Consider the following 24,211-nt stretch of genomic DNA (forward strand, 5'->3'; position numbering starts at 1 on the left):
TTGACTAACTACTTATACCATTATGTTAGCTAGATTTTTTTCTTCTGTTTTTTTCTTCTCCTCTATGTTGGCTCCTGCCTGTGCGTTCACTCTCGGCGACGCTATTGCTGCCGCTGAGCGACATTCTGCGGACTACGCTGCCGCTTTTTACGAGAGCAAAGCCGCACAGGAGAAGCCTATCCAAGCACGTGCTGCGCTGTTGCCCCAGGTCAATGCTAATGTTCTCCATCAGCATCAGCCGGAGTCTGTTTCTGCCAGTACCCGCAGCAGAGGTTGGAGCATTCAGGCCGAGCAGGCTTTGTTTGATCGCGGCAGATGGTTGCAATACAAACAGGGAAAAATTACTGCACAAAGCGCTAATGTCCAACTACGCCATGCAGCTTCCGAAACCGCCTTTCAGACTGCCCGTGCCTATTTCGATGTTTTATCTGCACAGGAGCAGCTGGTTGCGGTCCGAGATGAACGGCAAGCTTTCGAACAACAGGTGCGGCAGGCACAGGCCATGTTCCAAACCGGTGCAGCCACCAAAATTGATGTGCAGGAAGCCATGTCCGGTTATGATGCCGCTGTTGCCAAAGAAATGGCTGCCCTCAACCGGCTACAGCTTGCACGTAGCACTCTTTCCGAGATGACCGGCCTCGATGCCCGCGAAGCCGAAGCTCCCGCATTTCCCTCGCCGCTACCGGATATTCTTCAAGATAGACCTCAGACCTATTGGCAGGAAAACGCTGACCGTAATAATCCCGAACTGGCCGTACAGCGGTTGGCTGCTGCTAATGCCCGTATTGCTTTGTCTGAAGTCAGAGCCCGCCATTTACCCCGTCTTAGCGCGTCAGCCGGTTATCAGGATTATCATAACCGCCAGGAATATGGCGGTCACGGCCAAAACTACCGCAGCCGTGGTGCTACCGTATCTGTGCAGCTTACCCTTCCTCTCTTCAATAGCGGCCTTACCGTCAGCCAAAGCCGAGAAGCTGCTGCCCGCCTCAATCAAAGCAACATGCAGGTAGAAGCAGCCGAACGCAGGATCCGCCAAGCTGTCAGCCGCGCCTATCTCGATACTGTTGGACAGTGGTATCAGAGCAAAGCTCAAGAACGTTTGCTGGAGACCAATCGCGCCAAATTCCAAGCTGCGGAAAAAGGTCTTGGTCTTGGTTTGAGTACCATCCTGCAGGTGGTACAGGCGAGGCAGGCCGAATCGGAAACGCAGCAGAAACTCGCGGAGACCCGCTATGCTTGGCTGTCGTCTTACGCCGAACTGTTGCACCATGCCGGTTTGCTTGATGGTGGTAGTGAACGGGAACGCTTTGCCCGCCTTGAAGGCATCGTGTCGGAAACTGCGAATAGTGGAAATGGTATAGTTGTCACAAGGGTGCTGAAAAAAGCATCATTAAGAAAAGTCAAACAGTAGAGGCGCATCATCAAACAAAATACCATAAAATAATTTGGTTTAATCATTCTGAAAGTCAGCTGTTCGTTTTATTCCAAACTACTAGTATTTATCATCCCGATAAACTGTTCTGATTCATTTATTCTGACTCGCAATCCTATTATGCAGACTTTTGATACTGTTTCTCACCCTGCTCTTTCTGCCCTAATCCTGCTCGCCCACTTTCACGGCATTGCCGCCAATCCGGCCGACATCGTCCACCGCTTCGGCAGCGGCAGCGCCGATTTGTCGCTCGACCAATGGCTGCTGGCGGCCAAAAGCCTCGGCCTGAAAGCCAAGCCGGTAAAGCATAAGGCCGAACGGCTGCACCTGATGGCGCTGCCGGTTTTGGTGTGGCGCGAAGACGGGCAGCACTTTGTGCTCGCCAAAATCGACGGCGGCCGCTATCTGATTCAGGATTTGGCCGGACAGAAAACCGCCGTGCTCGACGAAGTGCAGTTTGCCGAGCGCTATTCGGGCACGGTGATTGCAGTTGCTTCCCGCGCGTCGGTACTCGGCCAGCTTGCCAAGTTTGATTTCACTTGGTTTATCCCCGCCGTTGTCAAATACCGGCGCATTTTGCTGGAAGTGCTGCTGGTGTCCGTAATCATCCAGCTGTTTGCCCTGATTACCCCGCTGTTTTTCCAAGTGGTGATGGACAAAGTGCTGGTGCATCGCGGCTTTTCTACGCTGGACGTAATTGCTGTCGGCCTGCTGGCGGTCAGCCTGTTTGATGTGGTGTTGGGCGGGCTGCGCACCTATATTTTTGCCCATACCACTTCGCGCATCGATGTGGAGCTGGGCGCGCGGCTCTTTCGCCACCTGTTGTCGCTGCCGCTGGCCTATTTCGAGCGCCGCCGTGTCGGCGATACTGTGGCACGTGTGCGCGAATTGGAGCAAATCCGCAGCTTTCTCACCGGTCAGGCGCTCACATCCGTGCTGGATTTGTGCTTTTCCTTCATTTTCCTGCTGGTGATGTGGTACTACAGCGGCCGGCTTACCCTGATTGTGCTGGTTTCCCTGCCGCTGTATGCCTTTTGGTCGGCCACCATCAGCCCGCTGCTCAGAAGCCGGCTGAACGACAAATTCGCCCGCAATGCCGACAACCAGTCTTTTTTGGTCGAATCCGTTACCGCTATCGGCACCATCAAAGCCATGGCCGTCGAGCCGCAGATGACCCGCCGCTGGGATCAGCAGCTTGCCGCCTATGTCTCTTCCGGCTTTCGCGTTACCCGCCTGGCCACCATCGGCCAGCAGGGCGTGCAGCTCATCCAAAAGCTGGTTACCGTTGCCACCATGTGGCTGGGCGCGCGGCTGGTGATCGACGGGCAGCTTAGCGTCGGCCAGCTCATCGCCTTCAATATGCTGGCCGGACAGGTAGCCGCTCCCGTTATCCGGCTGGCACAGCTGTGGCAGGACTTCCAGCAGGTCGGCATTTCCGTTTCCCGTCTCGGCGACATTCTCAACAGCCCCACCGAAAACCCTTCTTCCCGCCTTGCCCTGCCCGACATCCAAGGCCGCATCACCTTCGAGCGTGTCTCCTTCCGCTACCGCCCCGACGGCGCCGAAATCCTGCGCGATCTCAATCTCGACATCCGCGCCGGCGAAGTGCTCGGCATTGTCGGGCGCAGCGGATCCGGCAAATCCACCCTGACCAAACTCGTCCAACGGCTCTACGTACCCGAGCGCGGCCGCGTTTTGGTGGACGGCAACGACCTGGCCCTGGCCGATCCCGCCTGGCTCAGACGGCAGGTCGGCGTCGTCCTGCAGGAAAACGTACTGCTCAACCGCAGCGTGCGCGACAACATCGCCATGGCCGATCCCGGCATGCCGCTCGAGCGCATTATTCAGGCTGCCAAGCTCGCCGGCGCCCACGACTTTATTATGGAACTTGCCGAAGGCTACGACACCGAAGTCGGCGAACAGGGCGCCGGCCTGTCCGGCGGCCAACGCCAGCGCATCGCCATCGCCCGCGCCCTGATCAGCGACCCGCGCATCCTGATTTTCGACGAAGCCACCAGCGCGCTGGACTACGAATCCGAACGCGCCATTATGCAGAACATGCAGGCCATCTGCCGCAACCGCACCGTACTCATCATCGCCCACCGCCTGTCCACCGTACGCATGGCGCACCGCATTATTGCCATGGACAAAGGACAAATCGTGGAAGCGGGAACGCATGAAGAACTGCTGGCGCAGGAGGACGGGTATTACAGTTATCTGTACCGCTTGCAGAACGGATAAAAGGCCGTCTGAAAAACAAAGTGTAGAAATCAACCGCGTTGTTTACACCACAGGTTGAGAAAAATAAGCCTGTAGTGTAAACAACGCGGTTGATTTCTACACATAAAGAATTTCTCTCCCGCTACCTCACCGTATGGTGCAATGTCTGTTCGGATCGCGAGTCGGCACGCAGTGAATATGAACGCGCTTTTCTGTCCGCCCATTTTGAGTTTGTCGGAATCCCTGTTTCGGCCGCGCCGAAATCGACGTCCTGGCCGATTATGGTAGTTGTACCTGACGAAAATTAGATGGAAATCGAAGCCCTGCTGCCGAACAAAGACATCGGTTTTGTCAAAGCAGGGCAGGATGCCGTGATCAAAATCGAATCCTTTCTCTACATACGCTACGCTATCTGACTGGCAAAGTGAAAAACGTCAGCTTCGACGCGGTGGGACATGAAAAACTGGGTTTGGTGTTTGCCGTTACCGTTGCACTGGACGATGATAGAAGGTCAAAAGGTTAGCCTTACCGGCGGCATGAACATCACTGTCGAAGTCAAAATCGGTAGACGGCGGTTAATCGACTACCTGATTAGCCCACTGCAAACCAAAGTGGGCGAGAGTTTACGCGAGAGATAGCTCGGTTTGATGTCCAAGCAAAAGAGAAAAACCATCTAAAAATGAAATTTACAATATATTTACAATCATCGTGAAAATTAATTCTTGACAGTTGATGCATATGAATTAAGAATATTAATTAATATAATATAGGGAATGAGTAACAAAATGGAGGCTGATTCTAAGGTTTAATTGAGAAATAATCCTTAACAAACATAATCTTATTCTCTTTACTCATGCCGTTATGGCACGCTAAATGGCGCTTTAAGCCCGCAAACATACCGTCAAGCAGGCTAGTGGTGTTTGGAATGTTCAAATCGGGATATTGCTCAAACACAAACAAGTAAGCCAAATTCCGTTTCAGGTTGAAATATGCGCTTCTGAACTGCTTATGCGTGTAATGCGACTTCCGCCTATCCCCTGCTATCCATGTTCAAAGCCGTCCTGCTCGGACAATGGCACAGCCTCTCCGATCCCGAGCTCGAACACAGCCTCATCACCCGCATCGACTTCAACCTGTTTTGCCGTTTTGACGAACTGAGCATCCCCGATTACAGCACCTTATGCCGCTACCGCAACTGGCTGGCGCAAGACGACACCCTGTCCGAACTGCTGGAACTGATTAACTACCAACTGACCGAAAAAGGCCTAAAAGTAGAGAAAGCATCCGCCGCCGTCGTTGACGCCACCATTATTCAGACCTCCGGCAGCAAACAACGCCAGGCCATAGAAGTTGATGAAGAAGGACAAGTCAGTGGACAAACCACACCGAGTAAAGATAAAGATGCCCGTTGGACAAAGAAAAACGGCCTCTACAAACTCGGTTACAAACAACATACCCGTACCGATGAGGAAGGCTATATCGAGAAACTGCACATCACCCCCGCCAATACCCATGAGTGCAACCATCTGTTGCCTTTGCTGGAAGGAATAGCCAAAGACACAACCGTCTATGCAGATAAGGGCTACGACAGTGCGGAAAACCGGCAACATCTGGAAGAGCGTCGACTGCAGGATGGCATTATGCGCAAAGCCCACCGCAACCGTCCGCTGACGGAAAATCAAACGAAGCGTAACCGGTATTTATCGAAAACCCGTTATGTGGTCGAACAAAGCTTCGGGACGCTGCACCGTAAATTCCGCTACGCCCGGGCAGCCTATTTCGGGTTGATTAAAGTGAGTGCGCAAAGCCATCTGAAGGCGATGTGTTTAAACCTGTTGAAAGCGGCTAACAGGCTAAGTGTGCCTGTTGCCGCCTAAAAGGCGGCCGGATGCCTGATTAATCAGGTATCCAAGGGGGATTAAGGGGGGGGTATTTGAGTAGAATCAGTGGATATTTGAAACAAAAACAGCCGAAAATCTTTAATTAGATTTCGGCTGTCGGGGAAAAAGGAATTTTGCAAAGGTCTCTGCCTTTTTTTCTCAAAAATCTTATCATATAAACAATAAAATGCTATATAATAACAGCCTTTCGAAATATGATGAGAAACTAAAATGACACAAACCACACTCAAACCCATTGTTTTATCTATTCTTTTAATCAGCACCCCCATCCTCTCCCAAGCGCATGAAACCGAGCAGTCGGTTGACTTGGAAGAGGTTACCGTCGTCGGTAAAAGCCGTCCGCGCGCCACTTCGGGTCTGTTGCACACTTCGACCGCCTCCGACAAAATCATCTCCGGCGATACCTTGCGCCAAAAAGCCGTCAACTTGGGTGATGCTTTAGACGGCGTACCGGGCATTCATGCCTCGCAATACGGCGGCGGCGCATCCGCTCCCGTTATTCGCGGTCAAACAGGCAGACGGATTAAAGTATTGAACCATCACGGCGAAACGGGCGACATGGCGGACTTCTCGCCCGACCATGCCTTGATGGTGGACAGCGCCTTGTCGCAACAAGTCGAAATCCTGCGCGGTCCGGTTACACTCTTGTACAGCTCGGGCAATGTAGCCGGTTTGGTCGATGTTGCCGATGGAAAAATCCCCGAAAAAATGCCTGAAAACGGCGTATCGGGCGAAGCCGGATTACGTTTGAGCAGCGGCAATTTGGAAAAACTGACATCCGCAGGCATCAATATCGGCTTGGGCAACAACTTCGTGCTGCATACTGAAGGCTTGTACCGCAAATCAGGCGATTACGCTGTACCGCGCTATCAAAAAGAAGAAGGCCGTCTGAAACGACTGCCCGACAGCCATGCCGATTCAAAAACAGGCAGCATCGGCCTGTCTTGGGTTGGGGATAAAGGTTTCCTCGGCGTGGCGTACAGCGACCGTCGCGACCGCTACGGCCTGCCTGCCCACAGCCATCTCTACGACGACTGCCACGCCGACATCATCTGGCAGAAAAGTTTGATTAACAAACGCTATTTGCAGCTTTATCCGCACCTCTTGACCGAAGAAGACGTCGATTACGACAATCCTGGTTTGAGCTGCGGTTTCCACGACGATGATAATGCACACACCCATGTCCACAACGGCAAACCGTGGATAGACCTGCGCAACAAACGCTACGAACTCCGCGCCGAATGGAAGCAACCGTTCCCCGGTTTTGAAGCCCTGCGCGTACACCTGAGCCGCAATGACTACCACCACGACGAAAAAGCAGGCGATGCAGTAGAAAACTTCTTCAACAATAAAACACACAACGCCCGTATCGAGTTACGCCACCAACCCATAGGCCGTCTGAAAGGCAGCTGGGGCGTACAATATTTGGGACAAAAATCCAGCGCGCTTTCCGCTATTCCCGAAACCGTCCAACAACCGATGTTGATTGACAACAATGTGCGCCATTACAGCTTTTTCGGTGTAGAACAGGCAAACTGGGACAACTTCACGCTTGAAGGCGGCGTACGCGTGGAAAAACAAAAAGCCTCCATCCAGTACGACAAAGCATTGATTGATCGAGAAAACTACTACAACCAACCCCTGCCTGACCTCGGTGCGCACCGCCAAACCGCCCGCTCGTTCGCACTTTCGGGCAACTGGTATTTCACGCCACACCACAAACTCAGCCTGACCGCCTCCCATCAGGAACGCCTGCCGTCAACGCAAGAACTGTACGCACACGGCAAACACGTTGCCACCAACACCTTTGAAGTCGGCAACAAACACCTCAACAAAGAGCGTTCCAACAATATCGAACTCGCGCTGGGCTACGAAGGCGACCGCTGGCAATACAATCTGGCACTCTACCGCAACCGTTTCGGCAACTACATTTACGCCCAAACCTTAAACGACGGACGTGGCCCCAAATCCATCGAAGACGACAGCGAAATGAAGCTCGTGCGCTACAACCAATCCGGCGCCGACTTCTACGGCGCGGAAGGCGAAATCTACTTCAAACCGACACCGCGCTACCGCATCGGCGTTTCCGGCGACTATGTACGAGGCCGTCTGAAAAACCTGCCTTCCCTACCCGGCAGGGAAGATGCTTACGGTAACCGTCCTTTCATCGCACAGGACGACCAAAACGCGCCTCGCGTTCCGGCTGCGCGCCTCGGCTTCCACCTGAAAGCCTCGCTGACCGACCGTATCGATGCCAATTTGGACTACTACCGCGTGTTCGCCCAAAACAAACTCGCCCGCTACGAAACACGCACGCCCGGACACCATATGCTCAACCTCGGCGCAAACTACCGCCGCAATACGCGCTATGGCGAGTGGAATTGGTATGTCAAAGCCGACAACCTGCTCAACCAATCCGTTTACGTCCATAGCAGCTTCCTCTCTGATACGCCGCAAATGGGCCGCAGCTTTACCGGCGGCGTGAACGTGAAGTTTTAAAATCGGACAGGCCGAGACCTTTGCAAAATTCCTTTTTCCCCGACAGCCGAAATCTAATTAAAGATTTTCGGCTGTTTTTGTTTCAAATATCCACTGATTCTACTCAAATACCCCCCCTTAATCCCCCTTGGATACCTGATTAATCAGGCATCCGGCCGCCTTTTAGGCGGCAACAGGCACACTTAGCCTGTTAGCCGCTTTCAACAGGTTCAAACACATCGCCTTCGGGATCGGAGAGGCTGTGCCATTGTCCGAGCAGGACGGCTTTGAACATGGACAACAGGGGATAGGCGGGACGGCCGCGGTGGTCTCGAAGGTAACGGGTTCTTTGACGATTCAGGTACTGTTCGATCGGTTGCCAATCAATCACTTGATCCAACTTCAATAGTGGGAAGCGGTCGATGTGTTTGGCAATCATGGCTTGTGTGGTTTGTTGGAAGAAGGTGCTCATGGAAAATCCCCTAAATGTCTTGGTGGTAATTTAGGGGATTTTGGGGGGATTTTGCAAAGGTCTCAGCCTGCCTCCCGCTCCTGCCAGTTGAAACATGCCGCCAAATCGGTATTGAAATGTGCGCCGATGTTTTGCCGCCTTGCGTATGCGGCTTGGGCGACGGCGAGGCTGCATTCGAGCAGGTTGCGGTTTTCGTATTCGGACGCGGTGTGCGGCTCGGCTTGGTTTTGCTTCCAAAGCCGCAGTTGGGCGATGGCGCGGCGTAGGCCGGTATCGTTGCGGAGGATGCCGAGATGGTGTTGGTTGAAGGCTTGCAGGACGGGGCGGCTGAATGTGTTTTGGAGGTCGTCTGAAAAGATGCCTGCTTCGGCGGAGGGGCTTTCAGACGACCTTTGGGGCGGTACGGTTTGGAACGCTTGCCCGTCTGCGATGGTTTGGGCGGCAAGCCTGGCGGTAACGACGCATTCGAGCAGGGAGTTGCTGGCGAGGCGGTTGGCTCCGTGCAAGCCGGTGCAGGCGGTTTCGCCTAAGGCGTAGAGCTGCGGCAGGGAGGTTCTGCCGCTGGGGTCGGTTTGGATACCGCCGCAGGTGTAGTGTTGCACGGGGCGGACGGGGATGGCTTGGCGCGTGATGTCCAAACCGCATTGGGACAGGCAGTGCCGATGGATGGACGGGAAATGCTGACGGACGAACTCTGCGGGTTGATGGCTGATGTCGAGCGAGACGAAATCTTGCGTTTGTTTGGCGATTTCGGCGGCGATGGCGCGGGCAACGATGTCGCGCGGCGCGAGTTCGGCGCGGCGGTCGTAATGCGGCATAAACCGTTCACACGCTTGGTTGGTCAGAATGCCGCCTTCGCCGCGCACGGCTTCGGAAATCAGGAAGGTGCGGCCGTTTTCAGACGACCTTGCCAAGCCTGTGGGGTGGAATTGGATAAATTCGAGGTTTTCGACTGCGCAGCCTGCGCGTATCGCCATGGCGATGGCGTCGCCCGTGCATTCGGGCGGCGTGGTGGTGGCGGCGTAAATCTGTCCCAAGCCGCCGCCTGCAAGTACGGTATGGCGGGCGCGGATGCGGTAGGTTCCTTGCGTTTGGCGGTCGAGGACAGTCAGTCCGCACGCCGCGCCTGATTCGGTTTGGATATCCAACGCCATCTGCTGCTCGTAAACGCGGATGTTCGGGCGGCGGCGTATTTGGGCAATCAGGCTCTGCATGACGGCTTCGCCCGTGTAGTCGGCGACGTGGGCGATTCGGCGGCAGGTATGCCCGCCTTCGCGCGTCAGGTGCAGGCCGTCATGATTCCGGTCGAAAGCCACGCCCTGCGCCAGCAGCCATTCGATTGCCGGTTTGCCCTGCGACAGGATGGTGCGGACGGCGGCTTCGTCGCACAAACCCGCGCCCGCTTCCAAGGTATCGGCAACGTGTTTTTCGATGTCGTCCTCTCCCGACCACGCCGCCGCAATCCCGCCTTGCGCATGACGGCTGGCGGTGTCGTCCAGCCGGTTTTTGCACAGGATGACGGTGCGGAACGATTCAGGCAGCGACAGGGCGAGCGTCAGTGCCGCCAGCCCGTTTCCGGCAATCAATACGTCGCAATCGGTTTGCATGGTGTTGTCCTTGTTTGAGAGGTCGTCTGAAACGGCAATATGGACGGCAAATCAGGCGGGGCCCATGCCGTTGAACACATCCCCGCGTTTGAGTCCTGCCGCGAAGTCGAGCATACGCTGCAAAGGCAGTTTGGCGGCTTCGCCCAGCTTTCTGTCCAACAGGATTTCGTTGTGTCCGCTTGTCAGGGCGTATTTGATGCCGCCCAGCGAATTCATCGCCATCCACGGGCAGAACGCACAGCTTTTGCAGCTTCCGCCGTTGCCCGCCGTCGGTGCGGCGATAAATTCTTTGTCGGGCGCCTGCTTTTGCATTTCGTGCAGGATGCCCAAATCGGTCGCCACGATGAATTTCTTTTCAGGGCGCGATACGGCGGCTTTGAGCAGTTTGCTGGTCGAGCCGACCACGTCGCCCAGTTCGATGACGCTTTGCGGCGATTCGGGATGAACCAGCACCACCGCGTCGGGGTGTTCCGCTTTCAACACCGCCAGCTCCTGCCCTTTGAATTCGTTATGGACGATGCACGAACCCTGCCACAACAGCATATCCGCGCCCGTTTCGCGGCGGATGTAGTCGCCGAGGTGGCGGTCGGGCCCCCAAATCAACTTCTCACTGCGCGATTTCAGATACGACACGATTTCCAACGCTACCGAAGACGTTACCACCCAATCGGCACGCGCTTTCACGGCAGCGGAAGTGTTGGCGTACACTACCACCGTACGGTCGGGGTGTTGGTCGCAAAACGCCGAAAACGCCTCCTCGGGACAACCCAAATCCAAAGAACATTCCGCTTCCAAATCAGGCATCAGCACCGTTTTTTCAGGGCAGAGGATTTTCGCGCTCTCGCCCATGAAGCGCACGCCCGCCACCACCAATGTACCGGCTTCATGTTCCGCACCGAAGCGCGCCATTTCCAGCGAATCGCCCACACATCCGCCCGTTTCCAAAGCCAAATCCTGAATCAGCGGATCAACATAATAATGCGCCACCAAAACCGCGTTTTTCTCCTTCAGCAAAGCCTTGATTTCGTCTTTCAGACGACCTGCCGTCTCGCGGTCGGGCGTATCGGCAACCTTCGCCCACGCCTGACGGATTTGGCAGGCGGAAGTCGGCGTTTGGATGAGGGGCATATCGTAATCGAACGAGCGGCGGGCGGCGGTTTGCATGATGTTTCCTTGTGGCTGGTTTTCAGACGGCATAAAGGTTTGCCGTCTGTTTTTCAAACTGTTTTTATATTATGCTCAACTTGAGTATAATATGCAAGGTCGTCTGAAAACAGGTTTGCGATACCGTAGTGGATTAACAAAAATCAGGACAAGGCGACGAAGCCGCAGACAGTACAAATAGTACGGAACCGATTCACTTGGTGCTTCAGCACCTTAGAGAATCGTTCTCTTTGAGCTAAGGCGAGGCAACGCCGTACTGGTTTTTGTTAATTCACTACGCAAAACCGACCCGCTTCGTTCCGACAAACCGCTTTGGTTTACAATAAAGCCTTTCCCACCCGCAGAAAGCCGAGCATGGACGCCTACCCCGAAGCCGAAGCCCCGCCGCAAAGCATCGTCGAGCTGGTTCCCGTATTGATTGCCGTTACCGACGGCGGTCTGCGGGTATTGACCGTCGCCCAAGGCACGCTCCTGCCCAACGGCCCGCTCTCCCCTCTGCGCAATTCCCTGCAGGCAGGCGTGAAGCTGTGGGTCGCCAAGCAGACTTCGCAGCCTATGGGCTATGTGGAACAGCTTTACACCTTTGTCGATACCCACCGCCGCAACGAACACGGCATGCCCGTGCTGTACGTCAGTTATTTGGGGCTGGTGCACGAGGCAGCCGACAGCATCCTGCATCCCGACGCGAAATGGCAGGACTGCTACGACTATTTCCCGTGGGAAGACTTGCGCACCGACGGCGGGCAGCGCGACGCCATCGTCAGCCGCCTGCGCATTTGGGCAAACTCGGCGGACACGGAGGAAGTCCGCCAAAAGCGGCTCAAGCGCATTCATTTGTGTTGGGGTGTCGAACCGGAAAACTGGTCGGAAGAATACGTTTTGCAACGCTATGAAATGCTGTATGAAAGCGGCCTGATAGCGGAAGCCGCCGAGCCGCAGGCAAACTTCGACTTCGCGCTCACGGGGCAGCCCATGCGCCACGACCACCGCCGCGTGTTAGCAACCGCCCTGTCCCGCCTGCGTGCCAAAATCAAATACCGCCCCGTGATTTTCGAACTGATGCCGCCCGAATTCACGCTGCTGCAACTGCAAAACAGCGTCGAAGCCATCAGCGGCAGATTGCTGCACAAGCAAAACTTCCGCCGCCAGATTCAGCAGCAAAACCTCATCGAGCCGTCGGATACCGGCGTATCGGGCAGCAAAGGCCGTCCCGCGCAGCTTTACCGCTTCCGCGACAACGTCCTGACCGACAGGCTGATTTCGGACATCGGACTGCCGCTGGGCAGCCGTTGCCCGTTTTCAGACGACCTCAAATGAAGTTTTGCCCATCGGTGCAACATCAATCTTTTTCAACAAAGGAAACCCCATGTCGTCTGAAAACACCCTCTTCCCCCTGCCCGACACCCTGCTGCACCCCATAGTCGAACAAGCCCTGAGCGAAGATTTGGGCAGGCGTGGCGACATTACGTCCGCCGCCGTCATCGCGCCCGACAAAACCGCCAAACTCTTCCTCGTCAGCCGCGAAGACGGCGTCATCGCCGGCATGGACTTGGCGCGTCTCGCCTTTCAGACGATGGATCCGTCCGTCCGCTTCCAAGCCGAAGTCCAAGACGGGCAAGCCGTCCGCGCAGGTCAGACGCTTGCCGCCGTCGAAGGCAACGCCCGCGCGCTGCTCGCCGCCGAACGCACCGCGCTCAACTACCTCACGCACTTAAGCGGCATCGCCACCGCCACCGCGCGTGCCGTTGCCGAAGTCGCCGAATACGGCACAGACATCGTGTGCAGCCGCAAAACCATCCCCCTGCTGCGCGTCCTGCAAAAATACGCCGTCAGGGCGGGCGGCGGCGTGAACCACCGCATGGGTTTGGACGACGCCGTACTCATCAAAGACAACCACCTCGCCTATTGCGACAGCATCGCCCAAGCAGTTCGGCAGGCAAAACGGGCGGTAGGACTGTTGACCTACGTGGAAATCGAAGTGGACACGTTGGCACAACTGGACGAAGTCATCGCAGCGGGCGCAGAACGGATTTTGCTGGACAACATGGATGACGAAACCCTGAAAGAAGCGGCAAACCGCTGCCACACGCAAACCACCCACACACACACCATCTATTGCGAAGCATCGGGCGGCATCGGCTTCGACCGCCTGAAGCGCGTAGCGCAAACCGGCGTGGACGGCATTGCCCTCGGCTATCTGACCCACAGCAGCCGATCGCTGGACATAGGTTTGGATTTCGTGGCGTAAGTTCAATTACACATCGAGACCTTTGCAAAATCCCCCCAAAATCCCCTAAATTACCACCAAGACATTTAGGGGATTTTCCATGAGCACCTTCTTCCGGCAAACCGCACAAGCCATGATTGCCAAACACATCGACCGTTTCCCACTATTGAAGTTGGACCAGGTGATTGATTGGCACCCGATCGAGCAGTACCTGAATCGTCAAAGAATCCGTTACCTTCGAGACCACCGCGGCCGTCCCGCCTATCCACTGCTATCCATGTTCAAAGCCGTCCTACTCGGACAATGGCACAGCCTCTCCGATCCCGAACTCGAACACAGCCTCATCACCCGCATCGATTTCAACCTGTTTTGCCGTTTTGACGAACTGAGCATCCCCGATTACAGCACCTTATGCCGCTACCGCAACCGGCGGCGCAAGACGATACCCTGTCCGAATTGCTGGAACTGATTAACCGCCAACTGACCGAAAAAGGCCTAAAAGTAGAGAAAGCATCCGCCGCCGTCATTGACGCCACCATTATTCAAACCGCCGGCAGCAAACAGCGTCAGGCCATAGAAGTCGATGAAGAAGGACAAGTCAGCGGCCAAACCACACCGAGTAAAGATAAAGATGCCCGCCGGACAAAGAAAAACGGTTTATACAGACTCGGTTACAAACAACATACCCGTACCGATGAGGAAGGCTATATCGAGAAACTGCACATCACCCCCGCCAATACCCATGAGTGCAAACACCTGTCGCCTTTGCTGGAAGGCATTGCCGAAGGCACGACCGTCTATGCCGACAAAGGCTACGACAGTAAGGAAAACCGGCAACATCTGAAAGAGCATCAGTTGTTAGACGGCATGATGCGCAAAGCCCACCGCAACCGTCCGCTGACGGAAGCGCAAACCAAACGTAACCGATATTTGTCGAAGACCCGTTATGTGGTCGAACAGAATTTTGGAACGTTGCACCGTAAATTCCGCTATGCCCGGGCAGCCTATTTCGGACTGAGCAAAGTGAGTGCGCAAAGCCATCTGAAGGCGATGTGTTTGAACCTGTTGAAAGCGGCCAACAGGCTAAGTGTGCCTGTTGCCGCCTAAAAGGCGGCCCGGATGCCTGATTATGGGGTGTCCGGGGAGGATTAAGGGGATATTTGGGTAAAATCAGGAGTGATTGGGGGCGGAAACAGCCGAAAACCTGTGTTTGGGGTTTCGGTTGTCGGGGAAAGGGCTTTTTTGCAAAGGTCTCCACGCTTTCAGACGGCCTTTGCCACAGCGGCAGTAAATAAGTCGGGCAACAGCGTTCCCTCTCCCGCCTGTACCCCTTTGGGGCATAAACGGGGGAGGGTTAGGATGGGGTCTGCACGGCTTCGGCAACTTTTGCAGGCAGCAGCGAATGCAGTTCTTTTAACTGCCCCCCACCCCTGCCCTCCCCCGCGCTTGCGGCGCAGGGGAGAGTGTTTGGTGTGCTGCGGGATTTTCGGTTTCAGACGGCCTTTGAAGGCGGCCGGTATTGCCTTGGGACGATACGCCCTGACCGCTTACTTGGGTTGAGATTTCTTGCGGGAAAGTGTCGGATACGGGTATCCGGCATACGAACTTGAGGCCGTCTGAAAGTGGAGGCCGTCTGAAAGGGTGAGGCCGTCTGAAAAACCTGCTTCGCAGGTTCTTCAGACGGCCTTTTGTCACATCCGAGAGTGGGGTTTACACGCCGCGTAAAAGCTCGTTGACGCTGGTTTTGGCGCGGGTTTGCGCGTCGACTTTTTTCACGATAACGGCGCAGTAGAGGCTGTGCGAGCCGTCTTTGGCGGGCATCGAGCCGGATACGACGACCGAGCCTGCGGGCACGCGGCCTTGGTGGATTTCGCCGGTTTCGCGGTCAAGGATTTTGGTGGACTGGCCGATGAACACGCCCATGGAAATTACGCTGCCTTCTTCGACAATCACGCCTTCGACGATTTCCGAGCGCGCACCGATAAAGCAGTTGTCTTCGATGATGGTGGGCGAGGCTTGCAAGGGTTCGAGCACGCCGCCGATGCCGACGCCGCCGCTCAGGTGTACGTTTTTGCCGATTTGGGCGCACGAGCCGACGGTCGCCCAGGTATCGACCATCGCGCCTTCGTCAACGTATGCGCCGATGTTGACATACGAGGGCATCAATACGACGTTTTTGCCGATAAAGCTGCCGCGACGGGCAACGGCACCGGGTACGGCGCGGAAACCGGCGACGCGAAATTCTTCTTCGCTCCAGTCGGCAAACTTGGTGGGCACTTTGTCGAAATATTTGTTGACGCCGTCGTTGAGGATTTCATTGTCGGCGATGCGGAAGGAAAGGAGAACGGCTTTTTTCGCCCATTCGTTGACTTTCCATTGACCTACGCCGAGGCGTTCGGCAACGCGCAATCCGCCCGAGTCAAGCAGACGGATGGTTTCTTCTACGGCCTGTTTCACTTCGGCGGATACGGTGGCGGGGCTGATGCCGGCGCGGTTGTCAAAGGCGGTTTCGATGATGTTTTGCAGGGACATGGGGTTTCCTTTTTTTGATGTGGAAAAGGCCGTCTGAAAGCGGTTTGGCGGTTTTCAGACGGCCTTTTGGCGGTTGGTTTACAGGCCGGAGAGGGCGGCGGTGTCGTGGGCGATCATGAGTTCTTCGTTGGTCGGAACGACGACAACAGCGGGCGCTTGGCCTTTGGGGCTGATGATGCCTTCTTTGCCGAAGCGCACGTCGGTGTTGGCGGCATCGTCGATGTGCAGGCCGAGGAAGCCGAGGTGGGCGACGGTTTTGGCGCGGACGGTGTCGGAGTTTTCGCCGATGCCGCCGGTGAACACCAGCGCGTCGATGCCGCCTGCGGCGACGGCCATGGAGGCGATGTATTTGGCCAGGCGGTAGGTCATGACGTCCATCGCCAGCTTGGCGCCTTCGTGGCCTTCGGCTGCGGCTTCTTCAACGACGCGGCAGTCGTTGGAGAGTTCGGACAGGCCGAGCAGGCCGGATTTTTTGTTCAAAAGGTCGGCCACTTCTTCGACGCTCATGCCGGCGTTGGCAGCCATAAAGGGGAAGACGCTGGCGTCGACATCGCCGCTGCGTGTGCCCATAACCAGGCCTTCGAGGGGGGTGAAACCCATGCTGGTGTCTTGCGATTCGCCGTTTTTGACGGCAGTGATGGACGCGCCGTTGCCGAGGTGGGCGATGATGAGGCGGCTGTTTTTGATGTCTTTGCCGATGATGCGGGCGGCTTCGGGGGCGACGAAGCGGAAGCTGGTGCCGTGGAAGCCGTAGCGGCGGAAGGCGTAGTTTTTGTAGAGGGCGCGGGGCACGGCGTAGGTGTAGGCGCGCTCGGGCATGGTTTGGTGGAAGGCGGTGTCGAACACGGCGACGTTGGGCAGGCCGGCGAAGATGGCTTGGGCGGCGCGGATGCCGGTGAGGTTGGCGGGGTTGTGCAGGGGGGCGAGCGGGATGCAGGCTTCAAGCTGGGCAATGACGGCGGCGTCGATCAGGACGGAGGCGCTGTATTTTTCGCCGCCGTGGACGACGCGGTGGCCGATGGCTTTCACGTCGGCATCGAGGCCGTATTTTTTCAACTCGTCGAGCAGGGCGCCGACCGCGCCGGTGTGGTCGTGGCGGTCGGACAGCTCGACTTTGTGTTTCTGGCCGTCTTTTTTAAAGGTGATGTAGGCGTCAGGGGTGGTGAGTTTTTCGCCGAGGCAGCTTAAGAGGACGTCGCCGCTTTGGTTGTCGATAACGGCGCCTTTGAGGGAGGAGGAGCCGCAGTTGAGTACGAGGATGAGTTGTTTGGACATTGTGTTTTCCTTGTTGAAAAAGTGCTTGAAACGGTGGTTTCAGACGGCCTGCATTATACAGGCCGTCTGAAAGTTGTGGAAAGGACGCCCGGGCGGGCGCGCCTGTTTCAGGCGGGGGTTTTGCCGCTGTTTTCCGTGCCGCTTTCCGACTCTGCGGGCGGTATGTCCCCATTGTTTTCAGACGGCCTCTCTTGTGCTTCGGCCTGCGCGGTTTCGGCTGTGGGGGTTTGTGCGGGCTGTGTTTGCGGCTCGGTTTTGGCTGCGGCTTCGGGGTTTTCAGACGGCCTCTCTTCTTGGCGGGGCGGCTGCGGCTCGGCCGTTGCGGTATTTTGTCCGCCCTCTTCGGCGAGATAGCCGAGGGTGACGGTTTTGCCGCCGCGTCTTTCCAGTTGCTCGCGCAGGGCGGCTTCGCCCATCAGGTTTTGCGCGCCGCCGCTTAGGTGGCGGATAACGTTTTGGTAGCTGCGGTTGAGTTCGTCGACGGCATCGGCGGTGTCGGCGAAATGGCGGTCGACGCGGCTGCGGTAGGCGTCGAATGCCTGCTGCACGGCGTCAAGTTCGGTTTGGAGTTTTTCCTGTTCGCCTTTGCCGCCGCGCAGGGCGAAGCGGGCGGCGATAAAGCCGAGGGCGAAACCGACGAGGGCGGCGAGGATGATGTGGATGGCGTTCATGGTGCGTTCTCCTGGTTGCGGACAAAAAGCGTGAGGCCGTCTAAACGTGTTTCAGACGGCCTTTTGTCTCTTTAAGAATGGGCGGCGATAAAGGCTCCGACTTGGGCGCTGCCGGTGAGGGCGGTGCAGACGGTATCTTTGTTGATGCGTTTGGCCAGGCCTGCGAGCACTTTGCCCGGCCCGCATTCGGCAGATTCGGCAAGGCCGTCTGAAACGAGCAGGTTGACGGTTTCCGTCCAACGCACGGGGCTGTAAAGCTGGCGCACGAGGGCGTCTTTGATGGCGGCTGGGTCGTTGTGGGCGGCAACGTCGGCGTTGTGGATAACGCGGATTTGCGGTGCGGCGACGGAGACGCTTTCCAGGGCTGCGGCCAATTTGTCGGCAGCGGGCTTCATCAGGCTGCAATGGGAGGGGACGGACACGGGCAGCGGCAGAGCGCGTTTGGCGCCCGCTTCTTTGGCGGCGGCCATGGCGCGTTCGACGGCGGCGGCGTGTCCGGCAATCACGATTTGGCCGGGCGAATTGTAGTTGACGGCTTCGACGACTTCGCCCTGTGCGGCGGCGGCGCAGATTTCTTCGACCTGCGCATCTTCGAGGCCGAGGATGGCGGCCATCGCGCCGACGCCCTGCGGCACGGCGTTTTGCATAAGCTCGGCACGCAGGCGCACGAGTCGGACGGCGTCGGCAAAACCGAGCGCACCGGCGGCAACCAGTGCGCTGTATTCGCCGAGGCTGTGTCCGGCCACGGCCTGCGGTGCTTTGCCGCCTGCGGCGAGATAGGCGCGATAGGTGGCGATGCCTGCGGCGAGCATGAGGGGTTGGGTGTTGACGGTTTGGCCGATGAGTTCGGCATCGCTGCCGTTCATCATCGCCCACAGGTCTTGGCCGAGGGCGGCGGAGGCTTCGTCGAAGGTTTGGCGCACGGCGGGGGCGCCGTCGAAGCCGTCCATCATGTTGAGGCTTTGCGAGCCTTGTCCGGGGAAGAAAAATGCGAAAGGCATGGGGTTTCCTTGTGCAAAACGGGTTTTAACTTTACTTTCAGACGGCCTTTTGCGGCATCTGCTGCGGAGGCCGTCTGAAAACTTTATCTGTGTTGTTTGGCAGGCGTGTGCCGACGGTAAAAACGCCACCGCAGGCAGAATGCGATGGCGCGAAGTGTATCAGAAAGGGTTTTGTCCTTCTATCGGCGGATGGTGCTTTTCAGACGGCCGCCCTGCCCTTTTATTGTTCGGTTTCGGGATAGAGGATGTCGATATCGGTTAAGAGCCATTGGCCGTTGTTGTGGCGTTTCAGACGGCCTTTGAGCACGTCGCCCACCTGCGGCACGTTGAATTGGTTGAGGTGTTGGCCGAGGGCGAAAACGGGAATTTCGGGTTCGCTGGCGAGCATGCCGAAGCCGCCGTTTTTCTTGATGTCCCACATGCCGACTTTGATGCGGACGATGTCGCCTTCTTTAACCACATCGCCTGCGCGGGCGGCGGGGTTGGCCTGAACGACGGGCGCGGGCGACAGGGCGCAGGGGCGGTTTTTATCGTCGGTACCGGCGATGTAGGTGATTTCGTCGCCTACTTTGGGCTCGCGGTAGCCTGCGGGCAGGTCTGCCGCCAAAAGCAGCAGGCGCGAACCTGTGTCGTCTTTGTCGCGCACGACGCCGAGCTGTTTGTCCTGAAACCATGAGATAACGATGCCGTAATGTTGGATTGCCTGCATTTTCAATACTCCGTATATGTAATATGTTTGGTCGATTATTATTGCCTGCACCGATTATCCATAAAAATAACCGTTCGGCTCGGTTACGCATTATACGCATCAGACGAACGGTTGCAATAGTTTGCTGAGCGGTATATGCGTTAGAGTTTGTTAAATTTTCCGTCCTCTGCCGCCATCCGCTTGTCCGGCACGCAAATGCCGGATATTTCGGGCGCTTTTCAGTAGCGTAAAAGCACCGCGCCCCAGGCGAATCCGCCGCCTATGCCTTCGAGCAGCAGGTTTTGTCCGCGCACGATGCGGCCGCTTCGGATGCCTTCGTCCAGCGCCAGCGGGATGGAAGCGGCGGAGGTGTTGCCGTGATCCTGAACGGTGAGGATCACTTTGTCCATGCCGATGCCCAGGTGTTTGGCGGTGCTGCCGATGATGCGTTTGTTGGCCTGGTGCGGCACGATCCAATCGATTTGCTCTGCAGTGCATCCCGCTTCGGCCAGCACGTCTTCGGCAGCTTTGGCCAGCGTTTTGACGGCAAATTTGAACACGCCCGGCCCGTCCATTTCGATATAGGGATTGCCGCAGATTTGTCCGCCCGCTATCTGCGCGGGCACTTTGAGCAGGTCGAGATAGCTGCCGTCGGCCTGTAATTTGCCGTGGATGATGCCCGGTTCGTCAGATGCGCCGAGCACTACCGCGCCCGCGCCGTCGCCGAACAGCACGCAGGTGGTGCGGTCGCTCCAATCGAGGATGCGGCTGAACGTTTCTGCTCCAATCACTAGCACTTTCCGTGCCATATTGCTTTTGATGTAGGCATTGGCTGTCACCAGCGCATACATAAAGCCCGCGCAGACGGCCTGCACGTCGAAAGCGGTGCAGCCTGCGATGCCGAGTTTGTGTTGAACGATGGTGGCGGTGGCGGGAAACTGCATATCGGGGGTGGCGGTGGCGACGATGATGAGGTCGATTTCGTCCGCATTCATACCTGCGTCGGCCAAGGCACGCTGCGCCGCTACTACGGCGAGGTCGCTGGTTTTTTCGTTTTCGGCGGCGATGTGGCGGAATTTGATGCCGGTGCGGGTGGTGATCCATTCGTCGGAGGTGTCGACGATTTGGGCAAGGTCGTCGTTGCTGAGGCGTTTGGCGGGCAGATAGCTGCCCGTGCCTAAAATTTTCGCATACTGCATGGTGTGTTCCTTTCGCAATATTTGGGAAGGTGGGAACCTGTCGGGATTTCGGCCGCAGCCGCCGTTCGGGGCGCTCGGGCGGATTTTGCAAAGAGGCCGTCTGAAAGCATCTGCGTTTTTCAGACGGCCTCTGTCGTGTCGTTGCCGCAAAGGCGTGCGGTGCTGCGCGGCATCATACCTGTTTTTCAGACGGCCTGTTCAGTCGATATTGATGGCCGCCTGTTCGGCCTCGAGTTTTTTCTCGGCGAGAAAGGCAAGCTGGTCGGCCACGCCTTCCTGAATGCGCGCCAGACTGTCGGCTTTGGCTTCGTGGAAAGCTTCTTCCAGCGCGTAGCTGAAACCGACGGCATCGGTGCCGCCGTGGCTTTTGACGACGACGCCGCGCAGGCCGAGGAAGATTGCGCCGTTGAATTTGCGCGGGTCGAGTTTGTTTTTGAAGCCTTTCAATGCGGGCATGGCGGCCAGTGCGCCGAGTTTGGTCAGCAGGTTGGTTTGGAATTCCTGCTTGATGGCCGCGCCCATAAAACGCACCGCGCCTTCAATGGTTTTCAACACGATGTTGCCGACGAAGCCGTCGGCCACCACGACATCGACTTCGCCGTCGAAAATGCTGCCGCCTTCGACGTTGCCGATAAAGTTGAGCTTGCTGCTTTGTAGGAGTTTGAAGGTCTGCTTGACGGTGTCCGTACCTTTGATGTCTTCCGTGCCGACGTTGAGCAGGCCGACGCGCGGGCTGCCTTTTTCGGGATAGAGGGCGTGGACGAGTTCGCTGCCGATCACGGCAAACTGCACAAGCTGCTCGGGCGTGCAGTCGACGTTGGCACCCAAATCGAGCACCAGCGTCATGTGGCCGTCTTTGGACGGGATGAATTTGGCAATCGCCGGACGCTCAATACCCTGTATGGTTTTCAGCACGAAGCGGGCGGTGGCCATCAGTGCGCCGGTATTGCCCGCTGAGACGGCAGCCTGCGCCTGGCCGTCTTTGACTTGGTTGATGGCGACGCGCATCGAGGAATCTTTTTTGTTTTTCAAAGCCAGCTGGGGCTGCTCGTCCATTTCCACCACCTGCGTGGCGGGAATGATGCGGATTCGGTCGGCAAGAGCGCCCGCGCCCTGTAAAGCCTGACGGATTTGTGTTTCGTCGCCAACCATCAGTAGGGAAACACCGCTCTGCTGGCGTAAAAAAGACAAAGCGCCGGGAACGGTTACCGCCAGCCCGGCATCGCCGCCCATGGCATCAACAGCCAAGGTAATCATAAGGTTTTCTCCATTTGCCGGAGCCCAGTCCGGTTGTCCGGCGGTGCGGCTGCCTGTGCCGCCGCACCGCCTTTTTGTTTTCAGACGGCCTCAATCCGCCTTTTTGCTTTCTGCGGCAAGGGTGTTGTGCGCGACGATGTCGTCGGCGTCCCACGGGTAGTTGATCCACCAGTCCTCAACGGTGATGCCGCTGAAATAGTGGATACCCTCGGGCAGCTTGCCTGTTTTTTCTTTAATTTTCGCGTGCAGCACGGCCACGCCGATTTCGCCGAAATCTTCTTCTTGCAATTCGTTCAGCACGAATTCCAATGTGACGCGCGAATCGTCCACTTCGTCGACAACCAGGATGTTTTTGCCTTTCAGCGTTTCCGGCATCGGATCGAGCCATTGGATTTTTTTGATTTCGTCGTTGGTTTCATAGCCGAAATCGTTGGCGTAATAGGCCGTAGTTACCGCGTAAATCGGAATATTGAGGAAGCAGCGCAGGATACGCGCCGGGATGAAGCCGCCGCCGCCGATGGCGATCATCGCATCGTACCGCACCCCGCCTGCGCGGATTTTTTCCGCCAACTGTTTCAACACCTGATGGATTTCGTCGTAGGTATACCAAATTTTTTTGACCATAATCGTCTTTCCGCTGCTTGCTGCTGAAAAATACCGAAAACAAAAACGGAAACCCGCAGACGGATTTCCGTTTTTCATCCGCCTCCGGCTTATTCGCCTTTGGCTTTCATAACTTTGCGGCCGCGGTACATGCCGTTGGGCGAAATGTGGTGCGGGCGGTGTACTTCGCCGGTTGCGCTGTCGACAGACAGGGCGGGCGCGGTCAGCGCGTCGTGCGAACGGTGCATACCGCGTTTGGAGGGGGATTTTTTGTTTTGTTGAACGGCCATTTCAAGCTCCTAAAAAATGATAGAAAAATTATTTGCTGCTTTTCAGCCCGGCCAAAACCGCAAAGGGATTGGGCTTGCCCGAATCTGCCGCCCCGGCCGGCATACCGCAATCTTCGTGGCGCGGGGCATAAGGCATCGCCATCAGAATCTGGTCTTCCACCAAAGTGCGCACCGAAATTTCCCGCTCCGCCACCATGCCTTCCAACTCGTCGTCGGACAACATGGCTTCGTCCAATCTGCCTTCGTCGGCAAACAATACGATGCGCGCGTTTTCGTCCAGCTCGAACTCGACAGGTTTCATGCAGCATTGGCACACCAGCGGCATACTGCCGCCCACATGCAAATCCAAAAAGGGACGCTGCCATTTGTCCTTGCCGCCGCGCAGCATAACCTGCAACGGCGCCGCGTTTCCGGCTAAATATTCGTGCGACCTTACGCGCTCGTCCATCTCGGCGGGAGACAGGCTGCCGCGAAGCTCGCGCTTCTCGGCGGCAAACGCCAGGGGGTCAATCAAATCAGGCTCTAACATAAACCGCGCATGATATAATCCAAGCCGTTCAACGTCAATGTTTTTACAAAAATGAATCGCACGCCGCCCATCGTTCTCGGTTCGAGTTCCGTTTTCCGCCAAGAACAGTTGAAAAAGCTGGGGCTGTCTTTTCAGACGGCCTCTCCCGATTTCGACGAAACACCTCTCCCCGGCGAGGCGGCAGCCGATACTGCCCTGCGCCTGGCCGTCGGCAAAGCACGCTCGCTGGCCGGGCGTTTTCCTGGCACGCTGATTATCGGTGCCGACCAAGTCGCCCTCTGCGGGGGCAGGCAGCTCGGCAAACCGATGAACGTCGCAAACGCGCAACAGATGCTGTCGGAGCTGAACGGAAAACAGATTGAGTTTTACAGCGCGGTCTGCCTGCTCAATACGTTTTCAGACGGCCTCAGGCATCATGTGGACAAAACCGTCGTCACCATGCGCGAGCTGTCTGAGGGACAAATTGCCCGCTATCTGCAACGCGAACCTGATGCCGTTTATTGCGCGGGCGCGGCCAAAAGCGAAGGTTTGGGCGCCGCCCTGCTGCAAAAAGTGGAAAGCAGCGACCCGAACGCACTGATCGGCCTGCCCCTCTTTCGCCTGATCGATTTTCTCCAAGTGGAAGGCGTCGATATTCTCTGAGGCCGTCTGAAAACACTCCGCCA

At 56.7% G+C, this 24,211-nt stretch carries 18 protein-coding genes and 4 pseudogenes; 9 read left to right on the forward strand and 13 right to left on the reverse strand.

Annotated features, from left to right (window positions below; genetic code table 11):
• Positions 1-22: 22 nt before the first annotated feature.
• From CGZ77_RS01550 to znuD, 5 genes and pseudogenes are all read left to right on the forward strand, one after another.
• The gene (locus CGZ77_RS01550) at positions 23-1,411 is read left to right on the forward strand and encodes a TolC family protein (RefSeq protein ID WP_051040392.1); all 1,389 of its coding nucleotides are present in this window, start codon (positions 23-25) and stop codon (positions 1,409-1,411) included.
• A gap of 141 nt (positions 1,412-1,552) precedes the next feature.
• Entirely contained in the window at positions 1,553-3,673 is a 2,121-nt protein-coding gene (locus CGZ77_RS01555; protein ID WP_009424837.1) for a type I secretion system permease/ATPase, read from the forward strand.
• 212 nt (positions 3,674-3,885) lie between these two features.
• Positions 3,886-4,290: pseudogene (locus tag CGZ77_RS12375) on the forward strand (HlyD family efflux transporter periplasmic adaptor subunit); the annotation flags it as partial.
• A 390-nt stretch (positions 4,291-4,680) separates the two neighbouring features.
• A pseudogene (locus CGZ77_RS01570) lies at positions 4,681-5,529 on the forward strand (IS5 family transposase); the annotation flags it as partial.
• A 234-nt stretch (positions 5,530-5,763) separates the two neighbouring features.
• Complete coding sequence (gene znuD, locus CGZ77_RS01575; RefSeq protein WP_009425413.1) at positions 5,764-8,052, forward strand: TonB-dependent zinc receptor ZnuD; 2,289 nt, start codon at positions 5,764-5,766, stop codon at positions 8,050-8,052.
• Between the two features lie 223 nt (positions 8,053-8,275).
• On the opposite strand, the pseudogene CGZ77_RS01580 reads toward znuD, so the two are convergent.
• From CGZ77_RS01580 to nadA, 3 genes and pseudogenes are all read right to left on the reverse strand, one after another.
• Positions 8,276-8,503, reverse strand: a pseudogene (locus CGZ77_RS01580) (transposase); the annotation flags it as partial.
• 62 nt (positions 8,504-8,565) lie between these two features.
• Positions 8,566-10,110 (reverse strand): L-aspartate oxidase, encoded by a 1,545-nt coding sequence (gene nadB, locus CGZ77_RS01585; protein ID WP_094030852.1) that lies wholly within the window; start codon positions 10,108-10,110, stop codon positions 8,566-8,568.
• A gap of 51 nt (positions 10,111-10,161) precedes the next feature.
• Positions 10,162-11,274, reverse strand: a complete 1,113-nt coding sequence (gene nadA / locus CGZ77_RS01590) for a quinolinate synthase NadA (protein WP_094030853.1) — start codon at positions 11,272-11,274, stop codon at positions 10,162-10,164.
• Between the two features lie 354 nt (positions 11,275-11,628).
• On the opposite strand from nadA, the gene CGZ77_RS01600 reads away from it, so the two are divergent.
• From CGZ77_RS01600 to CGZ77_RS01610, 3 genes and pseudogenes are all read left to right on the forward strand, one after another.
• On the forward strand, positions 11,629-12,591 hold the full coding sequence (locus tag CGZ77_RS01600) for a hypothetical protein (RefSeq protein ID WP_009424906.1): 963 nt from the start codon (positions 11,629-11,631) through the stop codon (positions 12,589-12,591).
• Between the two features lie 49 nt (positions 12,592-12,640).
• Positions 12,641-13,522 carry a carboxylating nicotinate-nucleotide diphosphorylase gene (gene nadC, locus CGZ77_RS01605; protein ID WP_009424907.1) on the forward strand — a complete coding sequence of 294 codons (882 nt, stop codon included), beginning with the start codon at positions 12,641-12,643 and terminating at the stop codon, positions 13,520-13,522.
• A 79-nt stretch (positions 13,523-13,601) separates the two neighbouring features.
• A pseudogene (locus tag CGZ77_RS01610) lies at positions 13,602-14,608 on the forward strand (IS5 family transposase).
• Positions 14,609-15,211: 603 nt separating this feature from the next.
• Here the strand turns inward: CGZ77_RS01610 and dapD are convergent.
• The 10 genes from dapD to CGZ77_RS01665 form a co-directional block, all read right to left on the reverse strand.
• On the reverse strand, positions 15,212-16,033 hold the full coding sequence (dapD, locus tag CGZ77_RS01620; protein WP_009426323.1) for a 2,3,4,5-tetrahydropyridine-2,6-dicarboxylate N-succinyltransferase: 822 nt from the start codon (positions 16,031-16,033) through the stop codon (positions 15,212-15,214).
• Positions 16,034-16,111: 78 nt separating this feature from the next.
• Positions 16,112-17,308, reverse strand: a complete 1,197-nt coding sequence (locus tag CGZ77_RS01625; RefSeq protein ID WP_009426322.1) for an acetate kinase — start codon at positions 17,306-17,308, stop codon at positions 16,112-16,114.
• Positions 17,309-17,415: 107 nt separating this feature from the next.
• Positions 17,416-17,979, reverse strand: a complete 564-nt coding sequence (locus tag CGZ77_RS01630; RefSeq protein WP_009426321.1) for a YhcB family protein — start codon at positions 17,977-17,979, stop codon at positions 17,416-17,418.
• 71 nt (positions 17,980-18,050) lie between these two features.
• Positions 18,051-18,980, reverse strand: coding sequence for an ACP S-malonyltransferase (fabD, locus tag CGZ77_RS01635; RefSeq protein ID WP_009426320.1), 930 nt, complete (start codon positions 18,978-18,980; stop codon positions 18,051-18,053).
• A 220-nt stretch (positions 18,981-19,200) separates the two neighbouring features.
• Positions 19,201-19,689: a hypothetical protein gene (locus CGZ77_RS01640; protein WP_051040434.1), complete on the reverse strand. Its 489-nt coding sequence runs from the start codon at positions 19,687-19,689 to the stop codon at positions 19,201-19,203.
• Between the two features lie 218 nt (positions 19,690-19,907).
• Positions 19,908-20,867, reverse strand: a complete 960-nt coding sequence (locus CGZ77_RS01645; RefSeq protein ID WP_094030854.1) for a beta-ketoacyl-ACP synthase III — start codon at positions 20,865-20,867, stop codon at positions 19,908-19,910.
• A gap of 198 nt (positions 20,868-21,065) precedes the next feature.
• Entirely contained in the window at positions 21,066-22,124 is a 1,059-nt protein-coding gene (gene plsX / locus CGZ77_RS01650; RefSeq protein ID WP_009426317.1) for a phosphate acyltransferase PlsX, read from the reverse strand.
• Positions 22,125-22,214: 90 nt separating this feature from the next.
• Positions 22,215-22,748, reverse strand: a complete 534-nt coding sequence (locus CGZ77_RS01655) for a phosphoribosyltransferase (protein WP_009426316.1) — start codon at positions 22,746-22,748, stop codon at positions 22,215-22,217.
• A gap of 89 nt (positions 22,749-22,837) precedes the next feature.
• A complete protein-coding gene (gene rpmF / locus CGZ77_RS01660) occupies positions 22,838-23,017 on the reverse strand; it encodes a 50S ribosomal protein L32 (protein ID WP_003773931.1) in 180 nt (59 codons plus the stop codon).
• Between the two features lie 28 nt (positions 23,018-23,045).
• Complete coding sequence (locus tag CGZ77_RS01665; protein WP_009426315.1) at positions 23,046-23,546, reverse strand: DUF177 domain-containing protein; 501 nt, start codon at positions 23,544-23,546, stop codon at positions 23,046-23,048.
• Between the two features lie 51 nt (positions 23,547-23,597).
• Between CGZ77_RS01665 and CGZ77_RS01670 the strand changes: the two genes are divergently transcribed.
• Complete coding sequence (locus tag CGZ77_RS01670; RefSeq protein WP_009426314.1) at positions 23,598-24,188, forward strand: nucleoside triphosphate pyrophosphatase; 591 nt, start codon at positions 23,598-23,600, stop codon at positions 24,186-24,188.
• The last annotated feature ends 23 nt before the right edge of the window (positions 24,189-24,211 follow it).

It is taken from the genome of Neisseria sp. KEM232, from assembly GCF_002237445.1.
GTDB lineage: Bacteria > Pseudomonadota > Gammaproteobacteria > Burkholderiales > Neisseriaceae > Neisseria.